At 72.4% G+C, this 24,330-nt stretch carries 20 protein-coding genes and 2 pseudogenes; 11 read left to right on the top strand and 11 right to left on the bottom strand.

All coding sequences use genetic code 11. The features are described from left to right. Nucleotides 1–2: 2 nt before the first annotated feature. From ACFXKZ_RS13995 to ACFXKZ_RS13985, 3 genes are all read right to left on the bottom strand, one after another. Nucleotides 3–1,835 carry an HSP90 family protein gene (locus ACFXKZ_RS13995; protein WP_379999902.1) on the bottom strand — a complete coding sequence of 611 codons (1,833 nt, stop codon included), beginning with the start codon at nt 1,833–1,835 and terminating at the stop codon, nt 3–5. 152 nt (nt 1,836–1,987) lie between these two features. Further along, nucleotides 1,988–3,367, bottom strand: a complete 1,380-nt coding sequence (locus ACFXKZ_RS13990; RefSeq protein WP_379999900.1) for an LCP family protein — start codon at nt 3,365–3,367, stop codon at nt 1,988–1,990. Between the two features lie 78 nt (nt 3,368–3,445). Beyond that, nucleotides 3,446–4,972 carry an LCP family protein gene (locus ACFXKZ_RS13985; RefSeq protein WP_379999898.1) on the bottom strand — a complete coding sequence of 509 codons (1,527 nt, stop codon included), beginning with the start codon at nt 4,970–4,972 and terminating at the stop codon, nt 3,446–3,448. A gap of 290 nt (nt 4,973–5,262) precedes the next feature. Here ACFXKZ_RS13985 and ACFXKZ_RS13980 point away from each other — a divergent pair, with 290 nt between their 5' ends. The 6 genes from ACFXKZ_RS13980 to ACFXKZ_RS13955 all read left to right on the top strand — a co-directional run bounded on the left by ACFXKZ_RS13980 (nt 5,263) and on the right by ACFXKZ_RS13955 (nt 12,953). After that, nucleotides 5,263–6,336 (top strand): glycosyltransferase family 2 protein, encoded by a 1,074-nt coding sequence (locus ACFXKZ_RS13980; protein ID WP_379999896.1) that lies wholly within the window; start codon nt 5,263–5,265, stop codon nt 6,334–6,336. Nucleotides 6,337–6,558: 222 nt separating this feature from the next. After that, the gene (locus ACFXKZ_RS13975) at nt 6,559–8,091 is read left to right on the top strand and encodes a glycosyltransferase (RefSeq protein WP_379999894.1); all 1,533 of its coding nucleotides are present in this window, start codon (nt 6,559–6,561) and stop codon (nt 8,089–8,091) included. A 46-nt stretch (nt 8,092–8,137) separates the two neighbouring features. Then, nucleotides 8,138–8,755, top strand: a complete 618-nt coding sequence (locus tag ACFXKZ_RS13970; protein WP_379999892.1) for an acyltransferase — start codon at nt 8,138–8,140, stop codon at nt 8,753–8,755. Between the two features lie 141 nt (nt 8,756–8,896). Next, nucleotides 8,897–12,034, top strand: coding sequence for an ATP-binding protein (locus tag ACFXKZ_RS13965; RefSeq protein ID WP_379999890.1), 3,138 nt, complete (start codon nt 8,897–8,899; stop codon nt 12,032–12,034). Between the two features lie 125 nt (nt 12,035–12,159). Continuing rightward, the gene (locus ACFXKZ_RS13960) at nt 12,160–12,564 is read left to right on the top strand and encodes a hypothetical protein (protein WP_379999888.1); all 405 of its coding nucleotides are present in this window, start codon (nt 12,160–12,162) and stop codon (nt 12,562–12,564) included. After that, nucleotides 12,561–12,953, top strand: a complete 393-nt coding sequence (locus tag ACFXKZ_RS13955) for a hypothetical protein (protein ID WP_379999886.1) — start codon at nt 12,561–12,563, stop codon at nt 12,951–12,953. Before ACFXKZ_RS13960 ends, ACFXKZ_RS13955 begins: the two co-directional genes overlap by 4 nt. A 105-nt stretch (nt 12,954–13,058) precedes the next feature. On the opposite strand, the gene ACFXKZ_RS13950 is transcribed toward ACFXKZ_RS13955, so the two are convergent. Beyond that, nucleotides 13,059–13,937 (bottom strand): alpha/beta fold hydrolase, encoded by an 879-nt coding sequence (locus ACFXKZ_RS13950; RefSeq protein WP_379999884.1) that lies wholly within the window; start codon nt 13,935–13,937, stop codon nt 13,059–13,061. 177 nt (nt 13,938–14,114) lie between these two features. Here ACFXKZ_RS13950 and ACFXKZ_RS13945 point away from each other — a divergent pair, with 177 nt between their 5' ends. Next, nucleotides 14,115–16,079, top strand: coding sequence for a BTAD domain-containing putative transcriptional regulator (locus ACFXKZ_RS13945; RefSeq protein WP_379999882.1), 1,965 nt, complete (start codon nt 14,115–14,117; stop codon nt 16,077–16,079). A gap of 23 nt (nt 16,080–16,102) precedes the next feature. Here the strand turns inward: ACFXKZ_RS13945 and ACFXKZ_RS13940 are convergent, their stop codons facing one another. Then, a complete protein-coding gene (locus ACFXKZ_RS13940) occupies nt 16,103–16,675 on the bottom strand; it encodes a hypothetical protein (protein WP_379999880.1) in 573 nt (190 codons plus the stop codon). Next, nucleotides 16,672–17,010 (bottom strand): PadR family transcriptional regulator, encoded by a 339-nt coding sequence (locus tag ACFXKZ_RS13935; protein ID WP_379999878.1) that lies wholly within the window; start codon nt 17,008–17,010, stop codon nt 16,672–16,674. The genes ACFXKZ_RS13940 and ACFXKZ_RS13935 overlap by 4 nt, the downstream gene beginning before the upstream one ends. Before the next feature lie 156 nt (nt 17,011–17,166). Between ACFXKZ_RS13935 and ACFXKZ_RS13930 the strand changes: the two genes are divergently transcribed. Beyond that, entirely contained in the window at nt 17,167–18,360 is a 1,194-nt protein-coding gene (locus ACFXKZ_RS13930; protein ID WP_379999876.1) for a serine hydrolase domain-containing protein, read from the top strand. Between the two features lie 81 nt (nt 18,361–18,441). Here ACFXKZ_RS13930 and ACFXKZ_RS13925 read toward each other — a convergent pair. Then, nucleotides 18,442–18,894: pseudogene (locus tag ACFXKZ_RS13925) on the bottom strand (SRPBCC family protein); the annotation flags it as partial. Nucleotides 18,895–18,942: 48 nt separating this feature from the next. Beyond that, nucleotides 18,943–19,479 (bottom strand): annotated as a pseudogene (locus ACFXKZ_RS13920) (YbhB/YbcL family Raf kinase inhibitor-like protein); the annotation flags it as partial. 98 nt (nt 19,480–19,577) lie between these two features. On the opposite strand from ACFXKZ_RS13920, the gene ACFXKZ_RS13915 reads away from it, so the two are divergent. After that, nucleotides 19,578–20,219, top strand: a complete 642-nt coding sequence (locus ACFXKZ_RS13915) for a GntR family transcriptional regulator (RefSeq protein ID WP_380000040.1) — start codon at nt 19,578–19,580, stop codon at nt 20,217–20,219. Between the two features lie 66 nt (nt 20,220–20,285). Here ACFXKZ_RS13915 and ACFXKZ_RS13910 read toward each other — a convergent pair whose 3' ends face one another. From ACFXKZ_RS13910 to ACFXKZ_RS13900, 3 genes are all read right to left on the bottom strand, one after another. Continuing rightward, nucleotides 20,286–20,996 carry a hypothetical protein gene (locus ACFXKZ_RS13910; protein ID WP_379999873.1) on the bottom strand — a complete coding sequence of 237 codons (711 nt, stop codon included), beginning with the start codon at nt 20,994–20,996 and terminating at the stop codon, nt 20,286–20,288. A 96-nt stretch (nt 20,997–21,092) separates the two neighbouring features. Next, entirely contained in the window at nt 21,093–21,266 is a 174-nt protein-coding gene (locus ACFXKZ_RS13905) for a DUF397 domain-containing protein (protein WP_380000038.1), read from the bottom strand. A 5-nt stretch (nt 21,267–21,271) separates the two neighbouring features. Continuing rightward, on the bottom strand, nt 21,272–22,111 hold the full coding sequence (locus tag ACFXKZ_RS13900; protein ID WP_379999871.1) for a helix-turn-helix domain-containing protein: 840 nt from the start codon (nt 22,109–22,111) through the stop codon (nt 21,272–21,274). A gap of 478 nt (nt 22,112–22,589) precedes the next feature. Between ACFXKZ_RS13900 and ACFXKZ_RS13895 the strand changes: the two genes are divergently transcribed. Together ACFXKZ_RS13895 and ACFXKZ_RS13890 are read left to right on the top strand one after the other, a co-directional pair. Further along, nucleotides 22,590–22,790: a hypothetical protein gene (locus ACFXKZ_RS13895; RefSeq protein WP_379999869.1), complete on the top strand. Its 201-nt coding sequence runs from the start codon at nt 22,590–22,592 to the stop codon at nt 22,788–22,790. 74 nt (nt 22,791–22,864) lie between these two features. Continuing rightward, complete coding sequence (locus ACFXKZ_RS13890) at nt 22,865–23,089, top strand: hypothetical protein (RefSeq protein WP_379999867.1); 225 nt, start codon at nt 22,865–22,867, stop codon at nt 23,087–23,089. Nucleotides 23,090–24,330: the final 1,241 nt, after the last annotated feature.

The raw sequence follows: 24,330 nt of genomic DNA, 5'->3' as shown, positions 1-24,330 counted from the left end.
TCCTATTCGGCGGGGTTCGGCTGGTGGACGGCGCGCTCGAGCAGGCCGAGGAAGGATCGGCCGAGCAGGCCGGTCTCGGCCGCGGTGAGCGGACGGTGGCTGAGCAACAGGGCCTGGCCGTAGAGCCCTTCGACCGCGGCCCGGGCCAGTTCCGGATCCGCCAGGCCGGCGATCCGGCGGACCAGCGGGTTGAGATGGTTGAGCACGAGCTGCGCGCGCGGGCCCTGGTTGCGCAGCGAGCCGAGGATCCCCGACCACAGGTCGTCACCGCGCCCGGCCGCGTCCTGCTCGGCCTCGGCCCGACCCCGCTCCCCGCGCGCATCGCGCCCGTCCAGCAACAGCGCGGGCACGGTCACCGGCTGGAACGTGCGCAGCGACAGGTCGCACGCGAGCGGGTCCAGCGCGGCCCGCGCGTGCGCGAGGAAGCTCGCCGCACCCAGTTCCACGGCCGGGTCGACCGCGTCCAGGTGCGCGGTGACGGTGTCCGGGTCGAGTTCGGCGACGGTGGTGCCCGGCCGGATCTCCGCGAGCCGGTACACCAGGTCCAGATCGTAGGTGTAGCCGCCGTTGACCACGCCGAGGCCGGCCGCCGCCGCGATCGGCGCGACCTGCCGATACTCCTCGACCGTCGAGGTCACGTGCACGACCGGGTGCCGGCGGGCGAACTCGTCCAGCGCGATCCGCCCATCGGTGGTCTCGAACGGCAACCACGGCAGCACCAGGCGCAGCAGTTCGTCGTCTTGCCGGGCCAGTGCCTTGACGCCGAGGTGATGCACACTCAAAAACCGGGCCAGGCGCGGCTGGTCGTGCGCGGCCAGGTCCGCGAGCCAGTCCCGGATGTGCCCGCCGAGCGCGTCGCGCACCCCGGCCAGCGACTCGTCGTCGTACAGGCTCTCCCGCGACGCGGTGGGCCGCAGCGTGTCGGTGTCCACCACGCAGCGCACGAAGAACGCCCAGTCGGGCAGCAGCCCGTCGGCGTTCTCGGTGAGCAACATGCCCTTGAGGTGCACGCGGTGCTTGCCGCGCATCGCCGGACTGACCGCCTCCGGCAGGACGAACGCGGCGCCGCGCACGCCCGCGAGCGGTACGTCGAGGTCGATCACGTCCAGCGGGGTGAAGCCGAGCCGGCTCTCGCAGTAGGCGGTCAGCGCGGCCCGCCGCAGACCCACCGTCGGGTACGGCCGGTCCCACACCGCGGGGGTGTCGGTGATCGGAGTGTGCTCGCCGCCGGCCACCACGGTGACCCGGTAGGGCAGCAACGCGCCGAAGTCGCGGGCCAGTTCGATCACCCGCTCGGGGGCGAACCACGCCTCGCTGCCCCGACGCGGAGTCAGGAACACGGTGGTGCCCGGCACTTCGTGTGCGCTCGGGTCCAGGGTGCGTACCGTGTAGCGGCCGTCCGAGCCCGCCTTCCACTCCACCGGCGCCGCGTCGGTCAGCGCCGAGCGGGTCACCACGGTGATCTCGTCGGCGACCACGAAGCAGGCGAGCAGGCCGATGCCGAACTGGCCGATGTAGTCGCGCCGCGCGCTCTCCAGCGCGTCGCGCTTGGAGCTGCGGCCGATGGTGGCCAGGAAGCGGTGCACGTCGGCCTCGGTCAGCCCGACCCCGGTGTCGGCGACGCGCAGCCCGCCGTCGGCGACCGTGATGGTGATCGCCGCCTCGGCCTGCGGATCGACGGCCCGCCGCGCGGTGACCGCGTCGACGCCGTTCTGCAGCAGCTCGCGCAGGTATACCCGAGGGCTGGAGTAGAGGTGGTGCGACAACAGGTCGACCAGACCCCGCAGATCGACCTGGAAGGTGTGGTCTGCGTCGGATATCGCGGCGTCGTTCATGCGGAGTCAGTCACCTCGGGGCAGGGTCGCCGGCCGACATCCCGGCCGAGTGCCGATGGTACGAAACGACGGGGACAGGCGGCGAGTCACTTGTCGACCATCAGTCACCACGGGCGGGACGGGGTGCCACGATCCGGCGCCCCGTCCCCGGGTCAGTTCTTGGCCGCGTCCACCGTGCGTCCGTCGCGCAACGCCTGGAACAGCGCCTTGGCGCCCTTGTCGTCCCACAACACGGTCGAGCCGATGTCCTTGACCATGTGGCCGGGGTTGGCGATCGGCACCGTGGTGGTGACGCCCTTGCCGCCGGACAGGCTGCCCATGTCCTTGAACAGGTCGTACAGGTCGAACAGGCCCGCGTCGTCGTCCACCGTCACCGCGCTCAGCGAGGCGTCGGCGACCGGGAAGGCGCTGAACGGGTTGAGCAGGATCCCCGCCGACTTGGCCTTCTTGGCCAGCGCGCTGAGGAACATCTGCTGGTTCTCCATCCGGGCCAGGTCCGAGCGCGCCGGGTCGTAGTAGCGCGAGCGCACGAAGGCCAGCGATTGCTCGCCGTTCAGCGTCTGGCAGCCGGCCTCCAGGTTCGCCCCGGACTTCGGGTCCTTGATCGGCCCCTTGAGGCAGATGTCCACACCGTCCATCGCGTTGACGATGTTGTTGAACCCGCCGAACCCGATCTCCGCGTAATGGTCGAGCCGAATGCCGGTGGCCATCTCCACGGTGCGGGCGAGCAGCGGCGCGCCGCCCTTCTCGAAGGCCGCGTTCAGCTTGTTCTTCTGCGCCTTGACCGTCTTGCCGTTCTTGCTGAACGCGGGGATGTCCACGTACGAGTCGCGCGGCAGGCTGATCAGCGCGGTGCCGCCCTTGCCCTTGTGCAGCAGCATCATCGAGTCGGTGCGCTTGCCCGGGGCCTTGCCGGTGTGCAGCTTCTTGCGGTCGGTCGCGTCCAGACCCTCGCGGCTGTCCGAGCCGACGATCAGCCACGTAGTGCCCTCGATGCCCTTGGGCCGGCCCGCGTAGTTGTCCAGCACGTCCTCGTGCCGGATCTTCGAGTCGGCCCAGAAGTAGGTCACCACGCCGAACGTGAGCACGAGCGCGACGAAGACGCCGACCCCGATGAGGATGCGCTTCTTGATGTTGACCGGACGCCGGGGGCGCGCGGGCGGGCCGGCCGGGCCGTCGGGACCACCGGGGCCGTCCGGACCCCCCGGTCCGCCCGGCTCGCCCGGAGCACGCTGCGGCGGCGGCCCGGGCGGCGCGGCGTTCGCGTCGGCGTACGACGGCTGGGGCGGGTAGCCGTCCGCGCCGGGCGGCCCCTGCACCGGCGGCACGCCGCCCGGCCCGGCCGTGCCCGATTGCGGGCGCGGGTAGCCGTCGGGGGTCCGGGGCGGCGGAGGGTATCCGCTCGGGCTTTGCGCCGGCGGCGGTGGATAGCCGTCCGCGGCGTTCCCGCCGGGGCGGCTCGGAATCGTTCCCGGGGGAGGCTGCTGCGGCTGCTGGTCGCCATCCGCCCACCCCGGCGGCCACGTGTTCATGACCCCGAAGCTGTCACTGGATCAGCCCCGAGGCAACCGAATGCCGAACTCGGCGACCATCTGTTCCACACTTGATGCTCACTTCTTACATGAGACCTCATCGCCGGATTTGGCGGAGTATGCCGGACCCGGCGATGCCGGGTCGGTCGGGGGTGCCTCGGTGTTGGTGCCGCCGACCCGAACCGGGGTCAGGCCCGGATACGACGAGCCCACGATCACCTCGATCGTCCGGCCCAGGCCGGTGACCTGCTCCGAGGTCGCGCCCGGCAGCGCGGCCTGCACCGTCTTGACCGAGCGGTTCCACTTGGGGTCGTAGCGGATGATCGTACGCGTCCCGTCCGAGGCGTTGGAACTGCGCGGCTGACCGGCCATGACGAAGCCCGCGCCCTTGAGGTCGTCGTACGCGCGCGTGCCCAGGCTCGTGGTCGGCGTGCCGTTGTACACCTGCACCGAGATGTCGCCCGGCGCCACCTCCACCGACACGGGCGAGGGCGCGGCGGCGGTGCTCGGGCTCGGCCCGTCGGCCTTCTTCTCCGGCGGCGCGATCAGGTCCTTGTCCTCGCGGATCGCCCGGAACAGGCCGGGGGCCTTGGCGTCGTCCCACAACACCGTCGAGCCCCACTCCGGGACCTGGTGGTCGATGCTCTTGAGCGGCACCTGGGCGTAGGTCACGCCCGAGTTGGACAGGTTGCGCATCTTGGTACCCAGTTCCAGGAAGGACTGCGAGCTCATCCCCTCGTCCACCTTGATCGATCCGAGCACCGCGTCCAGCACGTTCTTGAGCTTGAGCGGGTCGGTCAGCGTGCCGGAGGAGGTCGCCTTCGCGAGCACCTGGGTGATGAACTTCTGCTGGCGCTGGGTGCGGCCGATGTCGCCGGTCGGGTCGCTGGCGATGTAGCGGGCGCGGACGAACTGCAGCGCCTTGACGCCGTCCAGTTTGCTGGTGCCGGCGGGCAGGTCCAGGCCCGACTTGGGGTCGCGCAGCGCCTTGGGCGTACACATCTCGATGCCGCCGAGGGTGTCCACGACGCTGACGAAGGAGACGAAGTTGACCTCGATGTAGTGGTCGATCCGGATCCCGGTGGCCTTCTCCACGGTGGCCACGGTCAGCGACGGGCCGCCGAGCGTGTACGCGGCGTTGATCTTGCCCTTGGACGGGCCCCGCTGCTGCCCGGTGGTCTTGTCCTTGTGCGCGGGGAAGTCCACGTAGCTGTCGCGCGGCAGGCTGGTGATGGTGGCCCGGTCCCGCTTGCCGTTCAGGTGCACGATCATGATCGTGTCGGTGCAGTCGCACGACTCGCCGCCCGCGTGCAGCTTGTTCAGCGTCTCCCTGGGGATGCCCTCGCGGTTGTCGGAGCCGACGATCAGGAAGTTCAGGTCCTTGCCGGATCCGGTGTCCGGACGGTCCGTCAGACCCTTGAACGGGTCTATCCGTTGGATCTTCCCGTCGAAGTGCTTCACCCAGGCCCAGCCGATGCCGCTGGTGGCCAGGATCGCCGCGGCCAGCGCGCCGGTGAGCAGCACCAGCCAGTTGCGGCCGACGCGCGGCCCGTTCCGGTCGCCCTGGGGGCTTCTCGCCGAGGATCGGCCGCCGGTTGTCGCCATGGGGTGCGGTGTCCCTCCTCGCGGACCGATCTCGTCCCGCCGTTCCGTTGCGCGCCGTGGCGCGCGCCGTGCGGATGTGCATCCGTACCCGCTTACACCCGAAGGACGCCTCGTCGTCCGGCCACGGTTGCGGTGGGCGTCGAACCACCGTAAAGCGGGACGGGGGGCGAAACGCAGCGGCACGCCGACGGCCGCGCCCGCTCGCCCACCCGGCCGTCGTCCGCTCGATACCTGCTCGCCCACCCGGTCGATGCCCGGCGAGGGGGCCGTTCGCAGTACGCTCCGAGACGATGAATCACACCGCCGACGAGCCCGCCACGCCCGAGCCTCCTGCTCGCCGGGTGGAGCCGCTTCCCGAAAAACCGCCCGTCTCCGTGATCATGCCGGTGCTCAACGAGTCCCGACACCTCGAGGAGGCCGTCGGGCGGGTGCTCGCCCAGGACTACCTCGGCGACATCGAGGTGGTGATCGCGCTCGGTCCGTCCACGGACGACACCGACGCCATCGCCGCCCGACTGGTCGCGAACGACTCCCGCGTGCGCACCGTGCCCAACCCCACCGGCCGCACCCCCAGTGCGCTCAACGCGGCGATCCGTGCGTCGAGTCACCCCGTGATCGTGCGGGTGGACGGCCACGGGATCCTGCCGCCCGGCTACATCTCCACCGCCGTGCGACTGCTCGCCGAGACCGGCGCGGCCAACGTCGGCGGGCTGATGCACGCCGAGGGCACCACGCCGTACGAGGAGGCCGTCGCGCGGGCGATGACCTCCAAGCTCGGCGTCGGCAACGCGCGCTTCCACACCGGCGGCGGCGCGGGTCCCTCCGACACCGTCTACCTGGGCGTCTTCCGCCGCGAGGTGCTGGAGGAACTGGGCGGCTACAACGAGGAGTTCGAGCGGGCCCAGGACTGGGAGCTGAACTATCGGATCCGGCAGGCCGGCTATCTGATCTGGTTCTCCCCCGAGTTGGAGGTCTCGTATCGGCCCCGGCCGACCACCAAGGCGCTGGCGAAGCAGTACTTCCATTACGGCCGTTGGCGTCGGGTGGTCACCCGGCATCACGAGGGCTCGGTCAACCTGCGCTACCTGGCCCCGCCGGCCGCGCTCGCCGCGGTGGCCGCCGGGACCGTGGTGGGCCTGTCCGGGCGCAAGGTCGGCTGGCTGGTGCCGGGCGGGTACGCGATGGGCATCCTCGCCGGCGCCGCGTGGGAGGGCCGCGACCTGAGCCCGAACGCGCTGGTCCGGCTGCCCGGGGTGCTCGCGACGATGCACGGGTCGTGGGGCGCGGGCTTTTTGACCAGCCCGAAGAGCCTGGCCGAGCGGGTCGAGGCGGGTACGGAACGAGGCGCCGAGGAGTCCGACTGAGGACACCCCGCACGCGTCGCGTCGGCCCGGGTCGCCCCTGTGTGCGACCCGGGCCGACGCGTATCCGTGCGCGCGGGGCGCCCGCCTCCCGGCCCGACGCGCCGTGCCCCCCGGCGGAAACCGGGTCCTTTCGGTAAAGCCAAGTAACGTGGCGACGCTGGTCACCGCTCGTCCCCGGTGACAGTCTGTGAACAGTCGGCACGGCCTTGGGAGACGACGGCAATGAGCGACAGGGACTCGGCTGTGGCCGCGGGTGTGGCGATTCCGGATGCCCGGCAGGCCGCGGAGGACCGTGGATTCACCCCGCCCGAGCGGCTGCGACGGGTCGTCGTGACCCACACGGACGTGGGCGAGCAGGTGCCGCACGATCCGGTCGAGGGCATGTACACGCTGCACGTGGCGCCGGCCGAGACGGTCGCGGTGACCACCTCCGTCGAGGTCTCCGAGACCGGTGTGGTGCGGTCGCTACGGGTGCCGGTCGACCCGGCCCGCACCGCCGAACTGGCCGCGGCACGGGCCGCGGTCGAGGCGCTGGACGGCGGTGGGGTGATCCGCGGGCTACGCCGGATGATGGCCCAGCGCGACCTGGACGCGATCCGCAACCGACACCGCGCCGAGGTCGAGCGCGACGCAACGGCGTGGGCGGCGCGCTGCGCCCGGGCGTACGAGCCGTACGTGCGCGCGTTCGCGGCCGACGCGGTGCCGGCCCCGACGCCCTCCCCCGTGCTCGGGATCGGGCCGACCAACACCGCCGGGCAGGGCCACGCGTGGGCCCGCGCGGTGGAGCGGCACCTGCCCGGGGTGCGCGCCGAGTCGGCCGCGCTCGCCTCGGCGAACACCCTCGGTCACCCCACCGATCGGGCGATCGGCACCGACGACTGGTTGTCCACCCGCTGGCAGCTGGGCCGGCTCGCCGAGGTCCTGGACCGCTATACGCATGTGCTCGCCGAGTGCGGGATGCCCGCGTTCGGTCGACTCGGCGGCTCCTGGGTGGACACCGACCTGGCCGAGCTGCGCGCGGCCGGGATCGCACTCGGACTGGTCCTGTACGGCTCGGAGGTGCGCGATCCGGCGGCGCATCGGGCCCGCGTCGAGTTCTCCCCGTTCGACCCGCGCTACGAGCTGACCCACGCGCTCCAGGCCAAGGTGGACCGGCTGTTGCCGATCTTGCGCGGCCTGGAGGTGCCGACGTTCGTGGCCACGCCCGACCTGATCGCCGACGTGCCGGACGCGGTGTGGCTGCCCGCCGCGCTCGACCCGGCGGACTGGCGCACGGACACTCCGGTGCTCACCCGCGAACGGCCGGTCGTGGTGCACGTGATGGCCGGCCCCTTCCTGCGCGGCACCGCGCGGATCGAGCCGACGCTGCACCGACTGCACGACATCGGCCTGATCGAATACCGCCGAATCCTGAACCGACCCGCCGCCGAACTCCCGGCGCTGTTCGCCGACGCCGACATCGTGCTCGACCAATTCGCCTGCGGCTCCTACGGGATGACGTCGTGTCAGGGCATGGCCGCCGGCCGACTGACGATCTGCTACCTCCACGAGTCGGCGACCGCGCACCTGCCGGCCGACCTGCCGATCCGCGCCGCCGACCCGGACTCGCTCGCCGAGGTCCTGGAGGAGATCGCCGCCGAGCCCGACGCGGCGCGCGAGATGGCCGCGCGGGGACCGGCCTACGTGGCCGAACACCACGACGGCCGGCGCTCGGCCCGGATCCTCGCCGATTTCCTGGGCGTCGCGGCCGAGTGAGCCCTTTCCCGGGCGCGGAGCCCGGACGGGCACTAGCGTTCGGGAAATGGCAATCGACCCCAGCGCGGACGTGGACGATTCGGCGAGCATCGGCGAGGGCACCCGTGTGTGGCACCTCGCCCAGATCCGGGAGGACGCGGTCCTGGGCCCGAACTGCGTGATCGGGCGCGGCGCGTACATCGGCCCCGCCGTGCGCGTCGGGGCCAACGTCAAGGTGCAGAACCACGCGCTGGTGTACGAGCCGGCCGTCCTGGAGGACGGCGTCTTCATCGGGCCGGCGGTGGTGCTGACCAACGACCTCTATCCGCGCGCGGTCACCCCCGACGGCCGGATCAAGGGCGAACAGGACTGGCACGCACAGGGTGTGACGGTCCGTCGGGGCGCCGCCGTGGGCGCCAGGAGTGTGGTCGTCGCGGGCGTCACGATCGGCCGCTGGGCCCTGATCGCGGCGGGTGCCGTGGTCCACCGCGACGTCCCGGACTACGCCCTGATGGCCGGCGTACCGGCCCGCCGCATCAAGTGGGTGGGCCGCGCGGGTGTGCCGCTGACCCCGACCGGCGACGGTTCGTGGCGCTGCCCGGAAACGGGCGACCTGTTCACGGAGCGGGACGGCGAGCTGACGCCGGCGGCGACCACGACGGCGACGGAGCCCGCGCAAACCTGAGTCGAAGCGGGCGACACGCTGCGACCGGAGCAGGGTGATTGTCCGGTTCGGGCGGGTATCTCACGCTGGGGTGGTGAGACGAGCACGCGCGGCCTCGGTCTTTTGGGACCCGGCCCCCGGTGAGGGGTGGGAGGACTGGGCATGGCCGGCTTTCCCTTCGTCGGACGCACCGAGGTGTTGGCCGAGGTGGACTCGGCGCTGGCCGATGCCCGCGCGGGGCGCGGTGGTGTGGTCGCGCTGACCGGGGCGGCGGGGGCGGGCAAGACCAGGACGGCCGAGGAGGTCGCGCGGCGGGCGCGGGGATTCCGCGTCCTGTGGGTGAGCTGTCCGCCCGAGACGGCCGCCGCCCCGTTGCGCCCGTGGTCGGCGGTGGCTCGGGAGCTGGTCACGGGCGACGCGGCGGCTGCCCGCCTGGCCGAGACACTGCCGACCCTGCGCGCACTGGTGTCCGGCCGCACGGGAGGCCATACCCACGGCCCGCACGGGAGCGCACCCGAGGCGGCCCGGTTCCGGCTGGCCGGGGATGTCGCCCGGCTGATCCGAACGGGCGCCGCGAGCACCCCGCTCCTCCTGATCGTCGACGACGTCCACGAGGCCGACGCCTCCTCGGTCCGCCTCCTCCCGGACCTCGCGCCGAGCCTGCGTACGACGACGGCGCTCCTGCTGGTGACCCTCCGGGAGGACGAGGCCTCCTGGCGCGGACGGTCGGCGGCCCGCTCCGCGCTCCTGCGCACCGCACGCTGCCTGCCGCTGGGTCCGCTCACCGAGCCGGACGTGCGTGCACTGGTCGAGGCCGCCGACGGCGGACGGCCCGACCCGGCCGCGGTCCGGACGCTGCACACGCGCTCCGGCGGGGACGCCTTCTTCGTCACCGAGCTGCTGCGCCACCGCGCCCCCGGACCGCTACCCGCGTCGGTCCGAGACGCGGTCGGTGTCCGATTGGCCGAGCTGCCGCCGGAGTGTGCACGCGTCCTGGGCGCGGCGGCGGCACTCGGCGCGGACTTCCGGCTGGACGCGCTCGCCGAGGTCGCGCGGGTGCCGTTGGGCGAGGTGCGTACGGTCCTCGCCGAGGCGACGGCGGCCGGGCTGCTCGCCCTGGTCGAGGCCGGGTCCGGCGCGTTCCGGCACGAGCTGATGCGGGCGGCGACGTACGAGGCGTTGTCCCCGGCGGAGCGGGTCGCGTGGCACGAGCGGGCGGGGGACGTGCTGGCCGAATTCGCCGCCCGAGGTCGGGACGTCGGCCCCGCCCAGGTCGCCCACCACCTGCTGCGCGCCGGCCCGGAACACGCCGAGGCGGCGGCCGGGTACGCCCGCCGGGCCGGGGACGAGGCGGCGGGCGTCTTCGCGTACGAGGACGCTGCCCAGTGGTACGAACGATGCGTCGCGGCCCTGGGCACGGTCGGCGCGGCGGACACCACACTCGCCGAGGTGCTGATCGAACTGGGCACAGCCCACCTGGGCATGGGCGAACGCGCGGCGGCACGAGCCGACTTCCTGCGCGCCGCCGACCTGGCCCGCCGGCACGGGCGCGCCGACCTGCTCGCGCACGCCGCCCTCGGCCTCGGCAACGGCCCGGCCGGCATCGAGGTCGACCTGCTCGACCGCCCGCAGATCGACCTGCTCACCGAGGCGCGAACGAAGCTGTCGGACCGGCGAGCCGAACCGGCGGGCGGTGCCGGGGCCTTCGTCGCGCACCCCGAGCTGCTCGCCGCCGTCACCGCCCGCCTGTCCGTGGCGGTCACCCTGATCGAACCCGAGCCCGTCCGCCTGGCCCTCGCCGAGGAGGCCGTGCGCCTCGCGCGGGCCTGCGGTGACGCGGCCGGCCTGGGCTACGCGCTCGCCGCCGAGTGCGACGCGCTCGCCGGTCCGGCGTACTGCGCCGAGCGGCTGGCCCGGTCCGCCGAAATCATCGACGCGGCCCGCCGGTTGCCCGATCCGGCGCTCGAACTCCTGGGCCGCCGGCTGCGGATGGTGGCGCTGCTCGAACTCGGCAGGGTCGCCGAGGCGGATGCCGAGATGCCGGCCTTCGGCGCCGCCGAACGTGCGCTGAGACATCCGCTCTACGCCTGGTATGTCCCGCTGTGGCGCGGCATGCGAGCGCTCCTGGAGGGCCGGTTCGCCGACTGTGCGCGCTGCGTCGATCGGGTGGAGGAACTGGGCCGCCGGGCCGGCAGCGGCAACGCCGCGCTGCTCGCGGCCACCCAACGCTGGTGCCTGCTGGCCGAGTCGGCGGACCGAACTGCCATCGCGGAGCTGATCGCCGGGCAACCACGCCTCGACGAGATCCCGGACGCATGGGCCAAGGTGAGCCTCGCACTGGTCGCCGCGCAGCTGGGCGACACCGAACAGGCCGCACGCCGACTGGCGGCGGCCGGCCCGCTCCTCGCGGACGCGCCCCGGGACAGCGAGTGGCTGCCGATGCTCGCCCAGGCCGCCGAGACGATCACGCTCGTCGGCCCGACCCCGTTGGCCCGGCGGTTGTACGAGTGGCTGTCGCCGTACCGGGACCTGTTCGTGGTCGAGGGCATCGGCGCCGCCGTGCGCGGCCCGGTACACCGACACCTCGGCCTGTTGGCGAGCGCGCTCGGCGACCACGCGGCGGCCGAACGCCACTTCGCCGCCGCCCTCGCCGCCGCCCGGGGCATCGGCGCGGCCCCGCTGGTCGCCCGGATCGCCCAAGAGGCCGGTGTCGCGCCGGCCGCGGCGGACCGGCCGAACGTGTTTCGCCGCTCGGACCGCCTGTGGCGGCTGGGCTACGCCGATCGTGAGGTGATGCTGCCCGACAGCAAGGGCATGCACGATCTCGCCGTACTGCTGGCCCGTCCGGGCACGCCGGTGCCCGCACTCGACCTGGCCACCACCGCCGGCCCCGGCGCCGAGGCCGCTTTGCGGGCCGACGACGCGCTGCACCGCCCGGGCGACACCGGCGAGGTGATCGACGCCGCCGCGCGCTCCGCGTATCGACGGCGGCTCCGGGAGCTGGAGGGCGAGGCGGCCGAGGCGGACGCGGCCGGCGACGCGGAGCGTTCGGCCCGGATCGCCGTCGAACACGACGCGCTGGTCGGGCAGTTGTCCGCCGCGTACGGCCTCGGCGGCCGAGTCCGCCGCTCCGGCTCGCCCGCCGAACGGGCCCGAACCGCGGTCACCGCCCGCATCCGTGCCGCCATCGACCGCATCACCCGAGCCCACCCACCCCTCGGCCGACACCTGGCCAACACGATCCACACCGGCACGCTGTGCGTGTACAGCCCGGAACAGTCCGTCACATGGCGGCTGTGAGCGCGGCAAAACAACGGCGGAACAAGGGTTGTAAGGCGCGATCGCACATCGTGCCGCCCGATCGCACGCCTTCTCCGTACGGGGGTCCCCGGACGAGGGGATCGGAACCGATCGAGGAGGACATCGTGCCCGGCATCTCGAAAGCACAGGCCGCGTTCACCCTGGACGAGCCGGTGATCGAAGGCCGCTATGCCGAACTGGACGGCTACACCGTCGGGTTCGAGACCCACAAGGCCGACGTCGACCCGGCGGCGTTGTTCGCCGGACTGCCCGACGACCGCTGCCAGAGCCCGCACTGGGGTGTGGTGCTCACCGGAAAGGTGGTCTTCCGCTACCCGGACCACGACGAGGTCTACCGGGCCGGCGACGCCTACTACGGCGCTCCCGGCCACCTGCCGCTGATCTTCGCCGGCACCGAACTGGTGGAGTTCAGCCCCACCGAGGCACTGGCCCGGACGATGGCGGTCGTCGGCCGCAACCTGGCCGCGACGAAGACGGCGCAGGCCGAAAAGTCGGAGGCGCGGTCATGAACGACGTACTCGTGGCCAACCTGATCACCTTCCTGGAGACCGGCACCCCGCCGGAGGGCCTGTTCGGTCCGGACTCCTTCTGCGACCTGACCCTGCCGCAGTGGCGGCTCCAGGCCCGAGGCATCGAGGACCTGATCGCGCTGCGCAAGGGCGGACACCCGGCCCCGGGCACCGTCGCGCGCCACCGGGTCGACCCGACCCCGACGGGGTTCGTGATCGAGGTCGAGGAGCGCTGGGAGCAGGACGAACAGCACTGGTACTGCCGGGAGTTGATCCGCGCCGACGTCGAAGGCGACACGATCGCCCGGCTCTCGGTCTACTGCACCGGCGACTGGGACGAGGCGCAACAGCACCGGCACGCGGAGGAGGTGACGCTGCTGGAGCCGTGAGCGTGGAGCCGTGAGCGTGGAGCCGTGAGCGCGCAGGGTGATCCGTCGCGGGCTCCCGCGCGGGCCGGGCCGCCCCGCCGGTCTCGCCGACCGCCCCGCGTGCTCTCAGCGCCGCAGGAGGGCCCGCAGCGCGGCGGCGACCTCGGTGGGGGCCTCCTCCGCCATGAAGTGGCCGGTGGAGACGGTGGTGTGGGCCAGGTCGGGCGCCCAGGCCGACCACAGTGCGGCGGCGTCGAAGCCGAGGGCCGCGCCCCAGTCCTGCTGGAGCACGGCGACCGGCATCGTCAGCCGGTTGCCGGCCGCCAGGTCCGCCAGGTCGTGCTCGACGTCGATCCCGGCCGAGGCCCGGCAGTCGGCGACGATGGACGGCACCGCCTCGCGGCATGCCTTCAGGTACGCGGCGCGGACGTCGGCGGGGATCGCCCCCCGGTCGAGGGTCCAGGTGTCCAGGAAGTGGCCGAAGAAGGCGTCCGGGTCGGCCGCGATCATCCGCTCCGGCAGACCCGGCGGCTGGGCCATCAGGTACAGGTGGAAGCCCACGGCCGCGGTCACCCCGTGCATGACGTCCCACATGTCGAGGGTGGGCAGTACGTCCAGGGCGGCGAGGTGGGTGATTCGGTCCGGGTGGTCCAAGCCGGCGCGGAAGGCCACCAGCGCGCCGCGATCGTGCCCGGCCAGCGCGAACCGCTCGTGCCCCAGGGCCGCGGCGAGCGCGACCACGTCGGCGGCCATCGTGCGTTTGGCGTAGGTCGTACCGTCGGTGTCGACGGGCTTGTCGCTCGCGCCGTAACCGCGCAGGTCGGGGCGGATCACGGTATGGTCGGCGGCCAGATCCGCCGCGACGTGCCGCCACATCAGGTGGGTCTGCGGGAAGCCGTGCAGGAGCACGATCGCGGGGCCCGAGCCGGAGACGGCGGCGTGCAGGGCGACCCCGTCGGCGACGGTGATCCGGTGGTGGCGGTCGGGGGCGGTGTCGGGTGCCATGGGTGGCCTCTTTTCCTCGTGTCTTCTTCGTCGAGTCCTCGTCGAGGGGGTGCCTCCCACCCTCGCCGCAGCGGATGAGCATCGGATGAGCGCGCGCTAGCGTGGCCCGGAGCGGGCCTGGAACAGGGCTCGGAGCGCGCCCGGAGCAGGACTCCGGCAGGCACGAAAGGGCTGGTCATGGCGGCGGGCATCACGTTCGGGGTGCTCGGCCCCGTGGTCGCCTGGGACGCCGCCGGCGACCTCGTCGCCCTGAAGGGACCCCGGCACCGCGCGGTGCTGGCGCGGCTGCTCGTCGACCGGGGGCGCGTGGTGCCGGTGGCCCGGCTGGTCGAGGATCTGTGGGCGGAGCCGCCCGAGAACGCGGTCGGTGCGGTCCGCACGTTCGTGTCCGCGCTGCGCCGGGCCGTCGAACCGGATCGGCCGCCGCGTGCTCCGGGCCGGCTGCTGGTCACGGCGGGGCCGGGCTATGTGTTGCGGGCGGATCCGGACACGGTCGACGGCGGGCGCTTCGAACACATGCTGGGCGCCGCCGACGCGCTGCCCCCGGGTGAGGCGCTGCCCAGGCTGACGGCGGCGCTGGAGTACTGGCGCGGGCCCGCGTACGCCGATTTCGCCGGCGAGCGGTGGGCCCGGGCCGAGCGGGCCCGGCTCGGTGAGCTGCGGCGGCACGCCGTGGAGCGCCGGGGGGCGGCCCGGCTGGCGGTGGGGCAGGCCGCGCGGGCGGTGGCGGAGTTGGACGGGTACGTGGCCGAGCATCCGTGGCGCGAGGAGGGCTGGCGACTGCTGGCGCTCGGGCTGTATCGGGACGGGCGCCAGGGCGACGCGCTCGCGGTGTTGCGCCGGGCCCGACGGTTGTTGGTCGAGCGGCTCGGGGTGGACCCCGGGCCGGCGTTGCGGCGGCTGGAGGCGGACATCCTCGCCCAGGACGACCGGCTCGGCGCAATCGATCCGGCCGGGCGGGTGTGGGCGGAGGTCGCGGCCGAGTACGACCGTACGCTCGCCCCGGGATCCCGGGCCCGGTTGGCATCGTCGGTGGGCCTGGCGCGCGACCTCGCCGTGGGCGGCGGAGGCGGCCTGGCGGCGGCCCGCCGGCACCGCTCGGCGACCATCGAGGCGGCCGAGGAACTGGGCGATCCGGAGCTGACCGCCCGGGTGATCGGGGCGTACGACGTCCCGGCGATCTGGACCCGCGTCGACGACCCGGAACACGCGGCGCACGTGATCGCGGCGGCGGAGCGTACGCTCGCGGCGCTGCCGGCGGGCGAGCACGAGGCCGCGCGAGCCCGGCTGTCGGCCACGATCGCGGTGGAGTCCCGGGGTACCCGCTCACCGCGCGCCGCACGGGCCGCCCGCGAGGCGGCGGAACTCGCCCGGCGGCTGGACGACCCGGCGCTGTCGGCGTTCGCCCTGAACGGCGTCTACATGCAGTCGTTCGAGCGGGCGGGCCTGTCCCCGCGCCGCGAACGGATCGGCGCGGAACTGACCGAACTGGCCGAACGGCACGGCCTGATCACCTATTCGGTGCTCGGCCGGCTGATCCGGATGCAGGGCCGTGCCGCGCTCGCGGACTTCGCCGCGGCCGAGGAACACGCGCTGGTGGTGGACCGGTTGGCCGACCGCCACGAACTGCCCCTGGCCAAGGTCTTCACGCAATGGTTTCGCGCGCTGCGCCTGGCCGCGACCGGCTCGGCGGAGCGGACGGACGAGGCCGAGGCCGCCTACCGCGACGCGGCCGGCCGGCTGTCCGGGGTCGGCATGCCGGGCCTCGAACACGGGCTGCTGCCGCTGGCGTTGTTGTGCCTGCGGCTGCGGCACGGCCGGCCGGCGCACTGCGACGACGACACCGATTGGGGTCCCCACGAGCCGTGGGCCGGGCCGCTGGTGCTGCTGGCCCGAGGCGCCCGGGACGAGGCCGCGGAGCGCCTGCGGGACGTACCGGATCCGCCGCCGGGCCTGCTGTTCGAGGCGCTGTGGTGCCTGGCCGCGCGGGCGGCGATCGGGGTGGGCGATCGGGCGGTGATGGCGCGCGCCGTCACCGCCCTCACGCCGGCGGCGGCCGAGGAGGCCGGCGCCACGAGCGGCCTGCTGACCGTCGGCCCCGTGGCGGGTCACCTCCGCGACCTGGCCGATGCTCTCGGCTGAGCCCTACGGTGCGCCCTCGGGAGTCAGGACCCGCTCGGGACGCCGGGCAGGGGCGGTGGCGGCAGCAGGTCGGTTCCGTCCGCGGCGAACCAGTGCTTGTGCAGCGTGCGCGTGCGATAACGCCTGGAATACATGGGGTTGAAGGTCCCCAGTACGAGTACGGCGAGCAGGACCCACTGCCAGGTTCGGGGTGGAAGCAGGAGTTCGGGATCCGTGAGAACGGTCGAGCCGAGACCGCTCACGGCCATCATGAGCACGAACAGGACGATGCCCTCCAGCTGGCCACAGAAGTTTCTGCGGAGGAAGTGGAAACGGCCGAGCGCGTCGTCCCGGACCCACATGCGGTATCGGTCCGGCACCCGCTTGGCGAACAGGCGGTAGGCGAGCCAGTGATGCAGCGGAGGACGGTCCCGCAGCCGGGTCAGCAGCCCGCCGCGCACGATGTCCCACGCCTCGCCCGTCGACGGCCGGGTCGCGCCGGGCGGGGCGGCATCCAGCAGGGTGCCGAGGAGTTCGGCCTCCCGGGCGAGCCGGTAGCGGGGTGGGTAGGCGCGCAGCAGCAGGCGACAGTGTCTCTCGTACGTGTCGTTCATCATCCCGCCGGGTTGAAGACAAAGGGTGGGGTACCGAGCCGGCGTGCGGCTCGGTGGGCGAGTTCCGCCAGTCGTGCAGTTTCGGCGGTGAGGGCTTGGCGGCCCTCGCCGGTCAACGTGTAGTAGCGGCGGAACCGGCCGCCGACGACCTCTTCGCGGTCGAGTGCGACCAGGCCGTCGCCGGCGAGCCGGTCCAGCGCGCCGTACAGGGTTCCCGCGCCCAACTTGACTCTCTCGTCGGAGAGTTCGCGGACCGCGGTGATGATTCCGTAGCCGTACAGCGGCTCGGGGGCCAGTGCGAGCAGGATGAGGTAGCTCTGCTCTCTCAGTGGCTTCATGACCGTTATATATCGCGCGGCGATATATAACGGCAAGAGGCGTCCGGGGGGTGGTGGCACTACCCCGAGTCGGGAGGTGGCCGGTTCGTGCCGGGTGGGTGTGGGCGCGGATCCTGGATCAGGCAACCGACCCGCATCCCCCACAGGAGTTGACTCGTGCGTTCATCGGCACGGCACACCCGCCACCCTTCCCGACGACCCCGGCTCGGCCGGCGCGGCACGGTCTCGGCCGTGGCGGCGCTGGCCGCCGGCCTGATCGTGGCGGGGGTGGTGGCGCCGCCCGCAGCGTCGGCCGGCGGCCGGCCGGACGGCGTACAGCGGGGCCTGGACGCGCTGGTCGGGCCCGCCGGCTCGGTGGGTGCGCCGGGCGCGCTCGCGAGCGTCGAGGACCGGCACGGGCACACCCGTACGTACACCGCGGGCGTGGGCGACATCGCCACCGGCGCGAAGGTGCCCCGGGACGGCCGGGTCCGGGTCGGCAGCAACACCAAGGCGTTCACCGCCGTGGTGGTGCTGCAACTGGTCGGCGAGGGCAAAATCCGACTCGACGAGCCGATCGAGACCTACCTGCCGGGCGTGGTGCACGGGGACGGGATCGACGGGAACGTCATCACCGTCCGACACCTGCTCCAGCAGACCAGCGGACTGCCCAACTACACCGAGTACAACCTGCAATTGCGCTACTACGAGCCGCGCGAGCTGGTGGACATCGCGCTGCGACACCCGGCCGACTTCGCGCCCGGCGAGAGCTGGAAGTACAGCAACACGAACTACGTACTCGCGGGCATGCTCGTCGAGAAGGTGACCAAGCACCCCATCGCCCGAGAACTCGACCAACGCATCATCAAGCGCATCGGCCTGCACGACACCTACTTCCCCGCCCCGCACGACAGCACCATCCGGGGCCCGCACCCCAGGGGCTACGACCGGGAGTCGCCGGGCGCGCCGCTGAGCGACATCACCGAGATGGACCCGTCGTGGGCGTGGTCGGCGGGCCAGATGATCTCCACCGACTCCGACCTGAACCGCTTCTACGGCAAGCTCCTGAAGGGCGACCTCCTCAAGCCGGCCCAACTCGCCGAGATGCGCGCCGACACCCGCCCGGCCGAGAAGACCTTCGGCCCCGGCGCCCGCTACGGCCTGGGCCTGGTCAGCAAGCCGCTGTCCTGTGGCGGCGGCGGCAGTGAGCTGTACTGGGGCCACGGCGGCAGCTTCCCGGGCTACGAAACCCGGGGCGGCGCCACGGACACGGGCCGCGCGGCCAACGTGGCGGTCACCGTGCAACTCGGCGACGAGGCCGCCAGGCAGCGGGTCGACGACATCGTGACCGCGGCGCTCTGCCGCCGCTGAGACGGGCCTCCCGGGTGCGTCCGACGAGTCGGGTCGGCGGTGGACGGGCGACTCGTCGGACGCCACGAGGCGCCGGAGAGGTCAGGCCGCGGCTCGGCGGCGGACGGTGCGTTCGAGGATTCCGAGGGTGGCCTTGAGCGCCGACTCGGGGACCACCGGGAAGGTCAGGCGCCGCTTCCACTCCTCGGCGAGTTCCGACCAGTCGTAGTAGGACGTCACGAGGGTGCCCCCCTCGGTCGGCGCCAACCGGTAGCCGTAGACGTGGCGGACGTGCGGTCGGATGCGGCCCTCGACGGTCCAGGCGATCTCCTGGTTCGGGACGAGCTTGGTGATCACGACCTCGACGTCGTACTTGCCCAGGGGGAAGTCGCCGAGGGCCTCCCGGTCCATGTGGACCACGAAGCGGTCGCCGGGGCGTTCCACCCGGGCGCCCTCGGCGTCGAGGAGCATTCCCGACGCGTCGATGTCCACGTGGCCCCGCGGGTCGGTCAGGACCGCAAAGACGGCTTCGGCGGAGGCGGGGACGAGGCGGGAGACCTCGACGCGTTCGACGGCCTCGTCCGGGTCGAACTCTTCGCCCTCGGCCAGAGTTTGCGCCGTGGCGGTCAGCGTCGCGCGGCCGAGGGTGTGGGTGGACATGGTGAAGCCGAGCAGGGCGGGGGTGCCGTCGACGGGGACGTCGATGGACTCGACGTCGAGGGCGTGTACGACCACGAGGTAGCGGTGCCGCCCGTGCCCGGCCGGCGGGGCGGCGCCGACGAAGCGGGCCGCGCGGGCGTCGTTGGGCAGTTGGAAGGCGCCTTCGGGCAGGCCCGTGCCGGTGTCGTCGCCCGCGCCCTCGGGGAGTTCGGTGACGTGGGCGGGGATGCCGGCGACCGCCCAGTGCCAGAAACCGGATCCGGTGGGGGCATCGGGGTCGTGGATCGTGACGGCGAAGCTCTTGGTGCCTTCCGGCGCTCCGCTCCAGGAGAGGTGCGGGGAGAGGTCCTTGCCGCCTGGCACGCCGAACATGCCGGACAGCTGCGCGGGCGCCCAGGGAGCGCCGTCGGCGACGGAGGCGCTGGTCACGGTGAACGGGGCGGCCTCGGAGAGGTGCGTGAAGGGGTTGTCGATGGTCATGGATCGACGATAACACAGATAATCGATTATCTGGAGGATCGTCTATACTGAGCGGCGTGACCCAGACGTTCCCCGCCTCGCCCGCACCGGCGAAGCAGATGCTTTCCGAGCAGGTGCATGCCCACCTGCGGGACGCGATCATGCGCGGCGTACATGCGCCCGGCGACGCGCTCAAGCCGCAGGACCTCGCGCGGGCGCAGGGCGTGAGTCTGGCCGTCGTCCGCGAGGCGCTGGTGCGGTTGGTCGGCGAGGGATTGGCGGACCGGCTGCCCAATCGAGGGTTCGCCGTGCCGGCCTTCTCGGATCGGCGCTGGCAGGAGATCGCCGAGGCGCGCCGGGTCGTGGAGCCGGTCGTGCTGCGCATGTCCGTCGAGCGCGGCGACGTCGACTGGGAGGCACGCGTACGCGCGGCGCACCACCGGCTGGCCCGGACGGAGCCGTACGACACCGAGGAGGGCGAGTACTACAGCAGCGCCTGGGCCGAGGCGCATCGCCTCTTCCACCGCACGCTGCTGGAGGGTTGCGGCAATCCGGTCCTGCTGGAGACGTTCGACCGTATGTGGACCGCAAGCGAGTTGGCCCGCCGCTGGTCGGCCCACCGCAACCCCGACCGCGACGGCATCGACGAACACCGCCGCCTGGAGGAGGCGGCCCTGGCCCGCGACCCGGAGGCCGCAGCCGCGATCCTGACCACCCACCTCACCCGAACCGCGGCGGACCTGACGCTGCGGGAAAGCTGACCGGGCCCGGTCCGGCGCCGAGCCGCGCCTCGTCGAACGTCCGAAGGCGATCCATCGGGGGCGGTCTCAGCGGCGCCGCCCCCGGGTGAGCCGGTAGCGCCGCGGGTCCGCGATGCCGTGCAGATCCTCGGCGGTCAGGAACGGTCCGTCGCCACCGAGGAGTTGCAGCCGCCGCACCTCGCGCACCGGCCGCAGCCCGAAGGCCGACTCCAGATCCAGGTCGAGCCGACCCGCCGCATCGTCGAACCACCAAGACCCGACGACCCGGCCCGCCAGGCCCGCCCGCCGGTGCGTGCCGGTCAGCGCACCGGGGTCACGGGAGCCGTTTCCCATGGGGCCGAGTTCCAGCGCCAGGAACTCCCCGAGGCGGGCATCACTCTCGATCGTCCAAGGTCCGGGCTCGACCACCCCACCGGCCCCGGAACGGCCCCGGGATCGAACCCCCAACCGCCGCACGACCTCGGCAGCCACTTCCCGGACGTCACAACCGAGCGGCAACCGCTCCACGCCGCCGCCGTCCGGCGGGGCCGTCGCGTCGAGCGGCCAAACCAAACACGACTTGCCGAACGAGGCCGCGTATTCGCACTGCACCCGCTCGTGCGGATCCTCGGCCGCACCCCGAGACCAGACCAGCAGAACGAGGTCGCAGGCCCCCAACTCCTGAAGCACCGGCTCGGCGGGCAGCCCGTCGGAGAGATCCCGGATCTCATCCACGGCAGTCCGCACACCCGCGTCGCGCAACAGGACATCCAGGCCGACGGCCCGATCCGCGTTCACGGGCGAGTACGCGAGGAACACCCCGAGCCGGCGACCCGGTTCGAGGCCGCCGCCCCCAAGCCCCGGCGATCCAGGGCTAGTTCCGTCATCCACGACCTAGCCCCGAAGCCCCCGAAGCAACTCACGCCACGCAGCGGGGCTGACGGCCAAGTGGCCACGGCCGCGATCCTTGGTGTCACGGATGCCGGTCATCGCTTCGAGCGGCGCAACTTCAACGCAGGCTTCCTGATTCTGGCTACGGGCGGACTTGCGCCAAGCGTAGCTATCCATGCTGCTCAAGAGTCTTCCAATCTTTCCGAGATCATGCGGCGGGACTCCGCTTCCGAGCACGCAGCCTGGCCGAAGTACGCGAGATTGCGGCGATATCGCTTGATGGTGCGCGAGTCACTGAGAAGCTGCGATCCGCCTTCGTACTCGACATAGGCCACGGTCGCGCCTGCTTCCGGCTGGGGATCCAACAAGGTCACTGTGCCGGTGAAGGCGGCGCCGGGAGCATCGTAGGGGACGATACGTAGGGTTACGTTGGGCAGTTGGCCGAGGTCAAGCAGGTACTGCAACTGCCGTTGCAAGGCTACGCGACCACAGAAGGCGTTCAGTAGTACCGACTCCGACAACGTGGCCAGAAGACTCACCGCGCCCGCCGTTACAACCTGCTGACGCCGCCTACGGACGTCCAAGAGCATTTCTGCGTCTTCGGGATCCGGAACGAACGCGCTCTGAAGCAAAGTTGCCTGCGCGTATCCCGGCGCCTGCATAAGACCCGGGATCAACATCGCCGCCACTTCGATGCTCGCGGCTTGTGATTCCAACAGGATCAACTCTTCGTACTGCGGCGTGAGGACGTCCTGATACCTGCCCCACCAGATTCCCGACTCTCCCGTCTCAACGCCCAAGAGGCGATCCAACCTCAAGCGCATGGCCGAGGTCAGGCCAAGGGCCTCCGCAAGTGCATCGACGTGCTGCTTGCCGATCAAAGTCTTGTTCGTCTCCAAGCGCGACAACTTGCTCTTGTCCCACCCAACCCTGGTCGAGGCCGCATCCACCGTGAGACCCCGCTCAACTCGCAAGCGGCGTAGTTCCTCGCCGAGCTTCTTTTGGTTCGCTGCGGGTCTCATCCGGGGGTCACTCCCTCAAGTTCGGCAATCAGCGCTCGCCGGGCGATCAAAGCGGTCAAGTGTCCGATGGACACGCTGGGCCTCAGGCTGGTGATTGTTGTTGCAACAACACATGTTGCATGTCAGTGTCGATCGTAACGGACGTTTCACCGTCCGTGACCATCTATCCGTGGTTGCTGCCGAGTGCTGCCGGTGATCGGCAGACAGGAGTGGAGGCATGCCACAAGCCGAATCGACTCCCGGGTCCGCGACGCCAAGGCGCCGACCTACCCAGGGCACATGGATCCGCGACGGTCTCAGCGGCCTGTGCGGGGTCTGCGAATCGTCCACCACCCGAACCGTGTTCGCCCGCACGCTCGCCGGCACATCGTTCACGGCCCGCGCCGACGACGTCCGCGTCCTCTCACCCGACGCGGCGACGGACGCGGTCTACACCCCACCCGTCAAGCCAACAACCGATCTCACAAGAGGAGTTCGCATGAGCAGCCTGCCCCTGGTGCGCGAAGGCGACATCGTCGAGCACGCGCACGAAGAGCAGCGCAACGAGTTCCCGGCCGGCCGGGTCACCCTCACCGGCGTCGGCATGGTCACCGTCGAACCCCTCGACGGCACCCCGAAGTGGACCGTCGACCGCTACGACGTCCGGCACATCGAAGAGGCAGCCCGCCGATCCGACTGACCCGCAGGTGGGCGGGTGACCGATTCCAAGCAGCGCCCGCCCACCTGCGACACCCGCAACCCCGAAGGGCAGCAATGGCATACGCACAATACCGACCACAACCACCCAACCGGCGTCCCAACCGCCAACTCCGCTCACTCGTGGGATGGTTGCGCACCGCGATCACGCGCAGACCCGCCCTCGCAAACGCGATCCGCGTCCTGACCGGCGCCGCACCACCCCACCCCCTCCCCGTCGACTGGCGAGCCCACCTCCCCAACCCGGCCGACCGCATCGAATCCGGCCTCGCCCACGACTGACCACACCAGTAAGTCGGGGGGCTCCGGCGGGAGTTGCGTCTCGATCGGGTGCTGCCGGTTCGGAGCCGGTCAGAGTCGCCGGGCCGGCCGCCGCCAGCGTGCGGGGCTCCAAGACTGAGGCCCCCGGCGAGACGCGCACCTTGCTCGGCGGAAAACCGGCAGGCAGCAGCGGAGCGGGAAGGCGGTGCGGTTGGGTCCGCCGGAGAGCCTTCCCGAGTGGGTCGGGTGCTTCCCGCCGAGGGTCACGTCTCGGTCGGGTGGTGCCGGTGCGGTGCTGGTCGGAGTCGCCAGGCGGGCCGCCGCCAGCGTGCGGGGCTCCGAGACCGAGGCTCCCAACGACACGCGCGCTTTGCTCGGCGAAAAACCGGCAGGCAGCAGCGGAGCGGGAGGGCGGTGCAGTTGAGTCCGCCGGGGCCTTTCCGGGTGGGTCGGGCGGGTGCGGCGAGAGTTGCGCCTCCGCTGGGTGGAGCCGGTCCGGGGCCGGTCAAAGTCGCCGAGTCGGCCGCCGCCAGCGTGCGGGGCTCCAAAACTCGCGACTCCCGACGGCACGCGCCACTGCACTCGACGGAAGACCGGCTGGCAGCGGCGGGGAGGAAGGCGGCGCGGTTGAGTCCACCGGAGAGCCTTCCCGAGTGGGTTGGGTGTTTGCGGCGGGCGTTGCGCCTCGGTGGGGTGGTGCCGGTGCCGGGCGGGCCAGAGTCGCCGGGCCGTCCGCCGCCGGCGTGCGTGGCTCCGAGACCCGAAGCCCCTGGCGAGACAAGCGTGTTGCTCGGTGGAAAACCCGGCCAGCAGTGGCGGGCAGGGAGGCGGTGCAGTTGGGTCTGCCGGAGAGCCTTCCCGAGTAGGTCGGGCGGTCTCGGCGGGGCTTGCGCCTTGGTTGCCAGGGGTCGGGGCGGGCCAGAGTCGCCGGGCCGGCCGCCGCCAGCGTGCGGGGCTCCAAGGCGAAGGGCTCCCGGCGAGACGCGCGCTTTGCTCGGCGAAAAACCGGCTGGCAGCGGCGGGGAGGGGTCGGGTTGGCGGGGGCCTTTCCGCGTGGGTCGCGGCGTTTCGGTGTGCGGTGGGCATGTGAGTGACGAAGGCTCACGAAACCGGACGGCGTTGGGTGCCGCAACCCCGAAGGGAGAGAAAACCGCAGGTCGGAGCGGAAGGGGAGCCGTTTCGGGTGCCTCGGGATCCGGTTTCGGCCCCCACTCGGCAGTTTCGGTCGTCCTAGACGGCTGGCGTGAGGCCGAAGCGCGCGA

It is taken from the genome of Embleya sp. NPDC059237, assembly GCF_042754105.1.
GTDB lineage: Bacteria > Actinomycetota > Actinomycetes > Streptomycetales > Streptomycetaceae > Embleya.
This window is presented reverse-complemented; position numbering and strand designations above follow the sequence as displayed.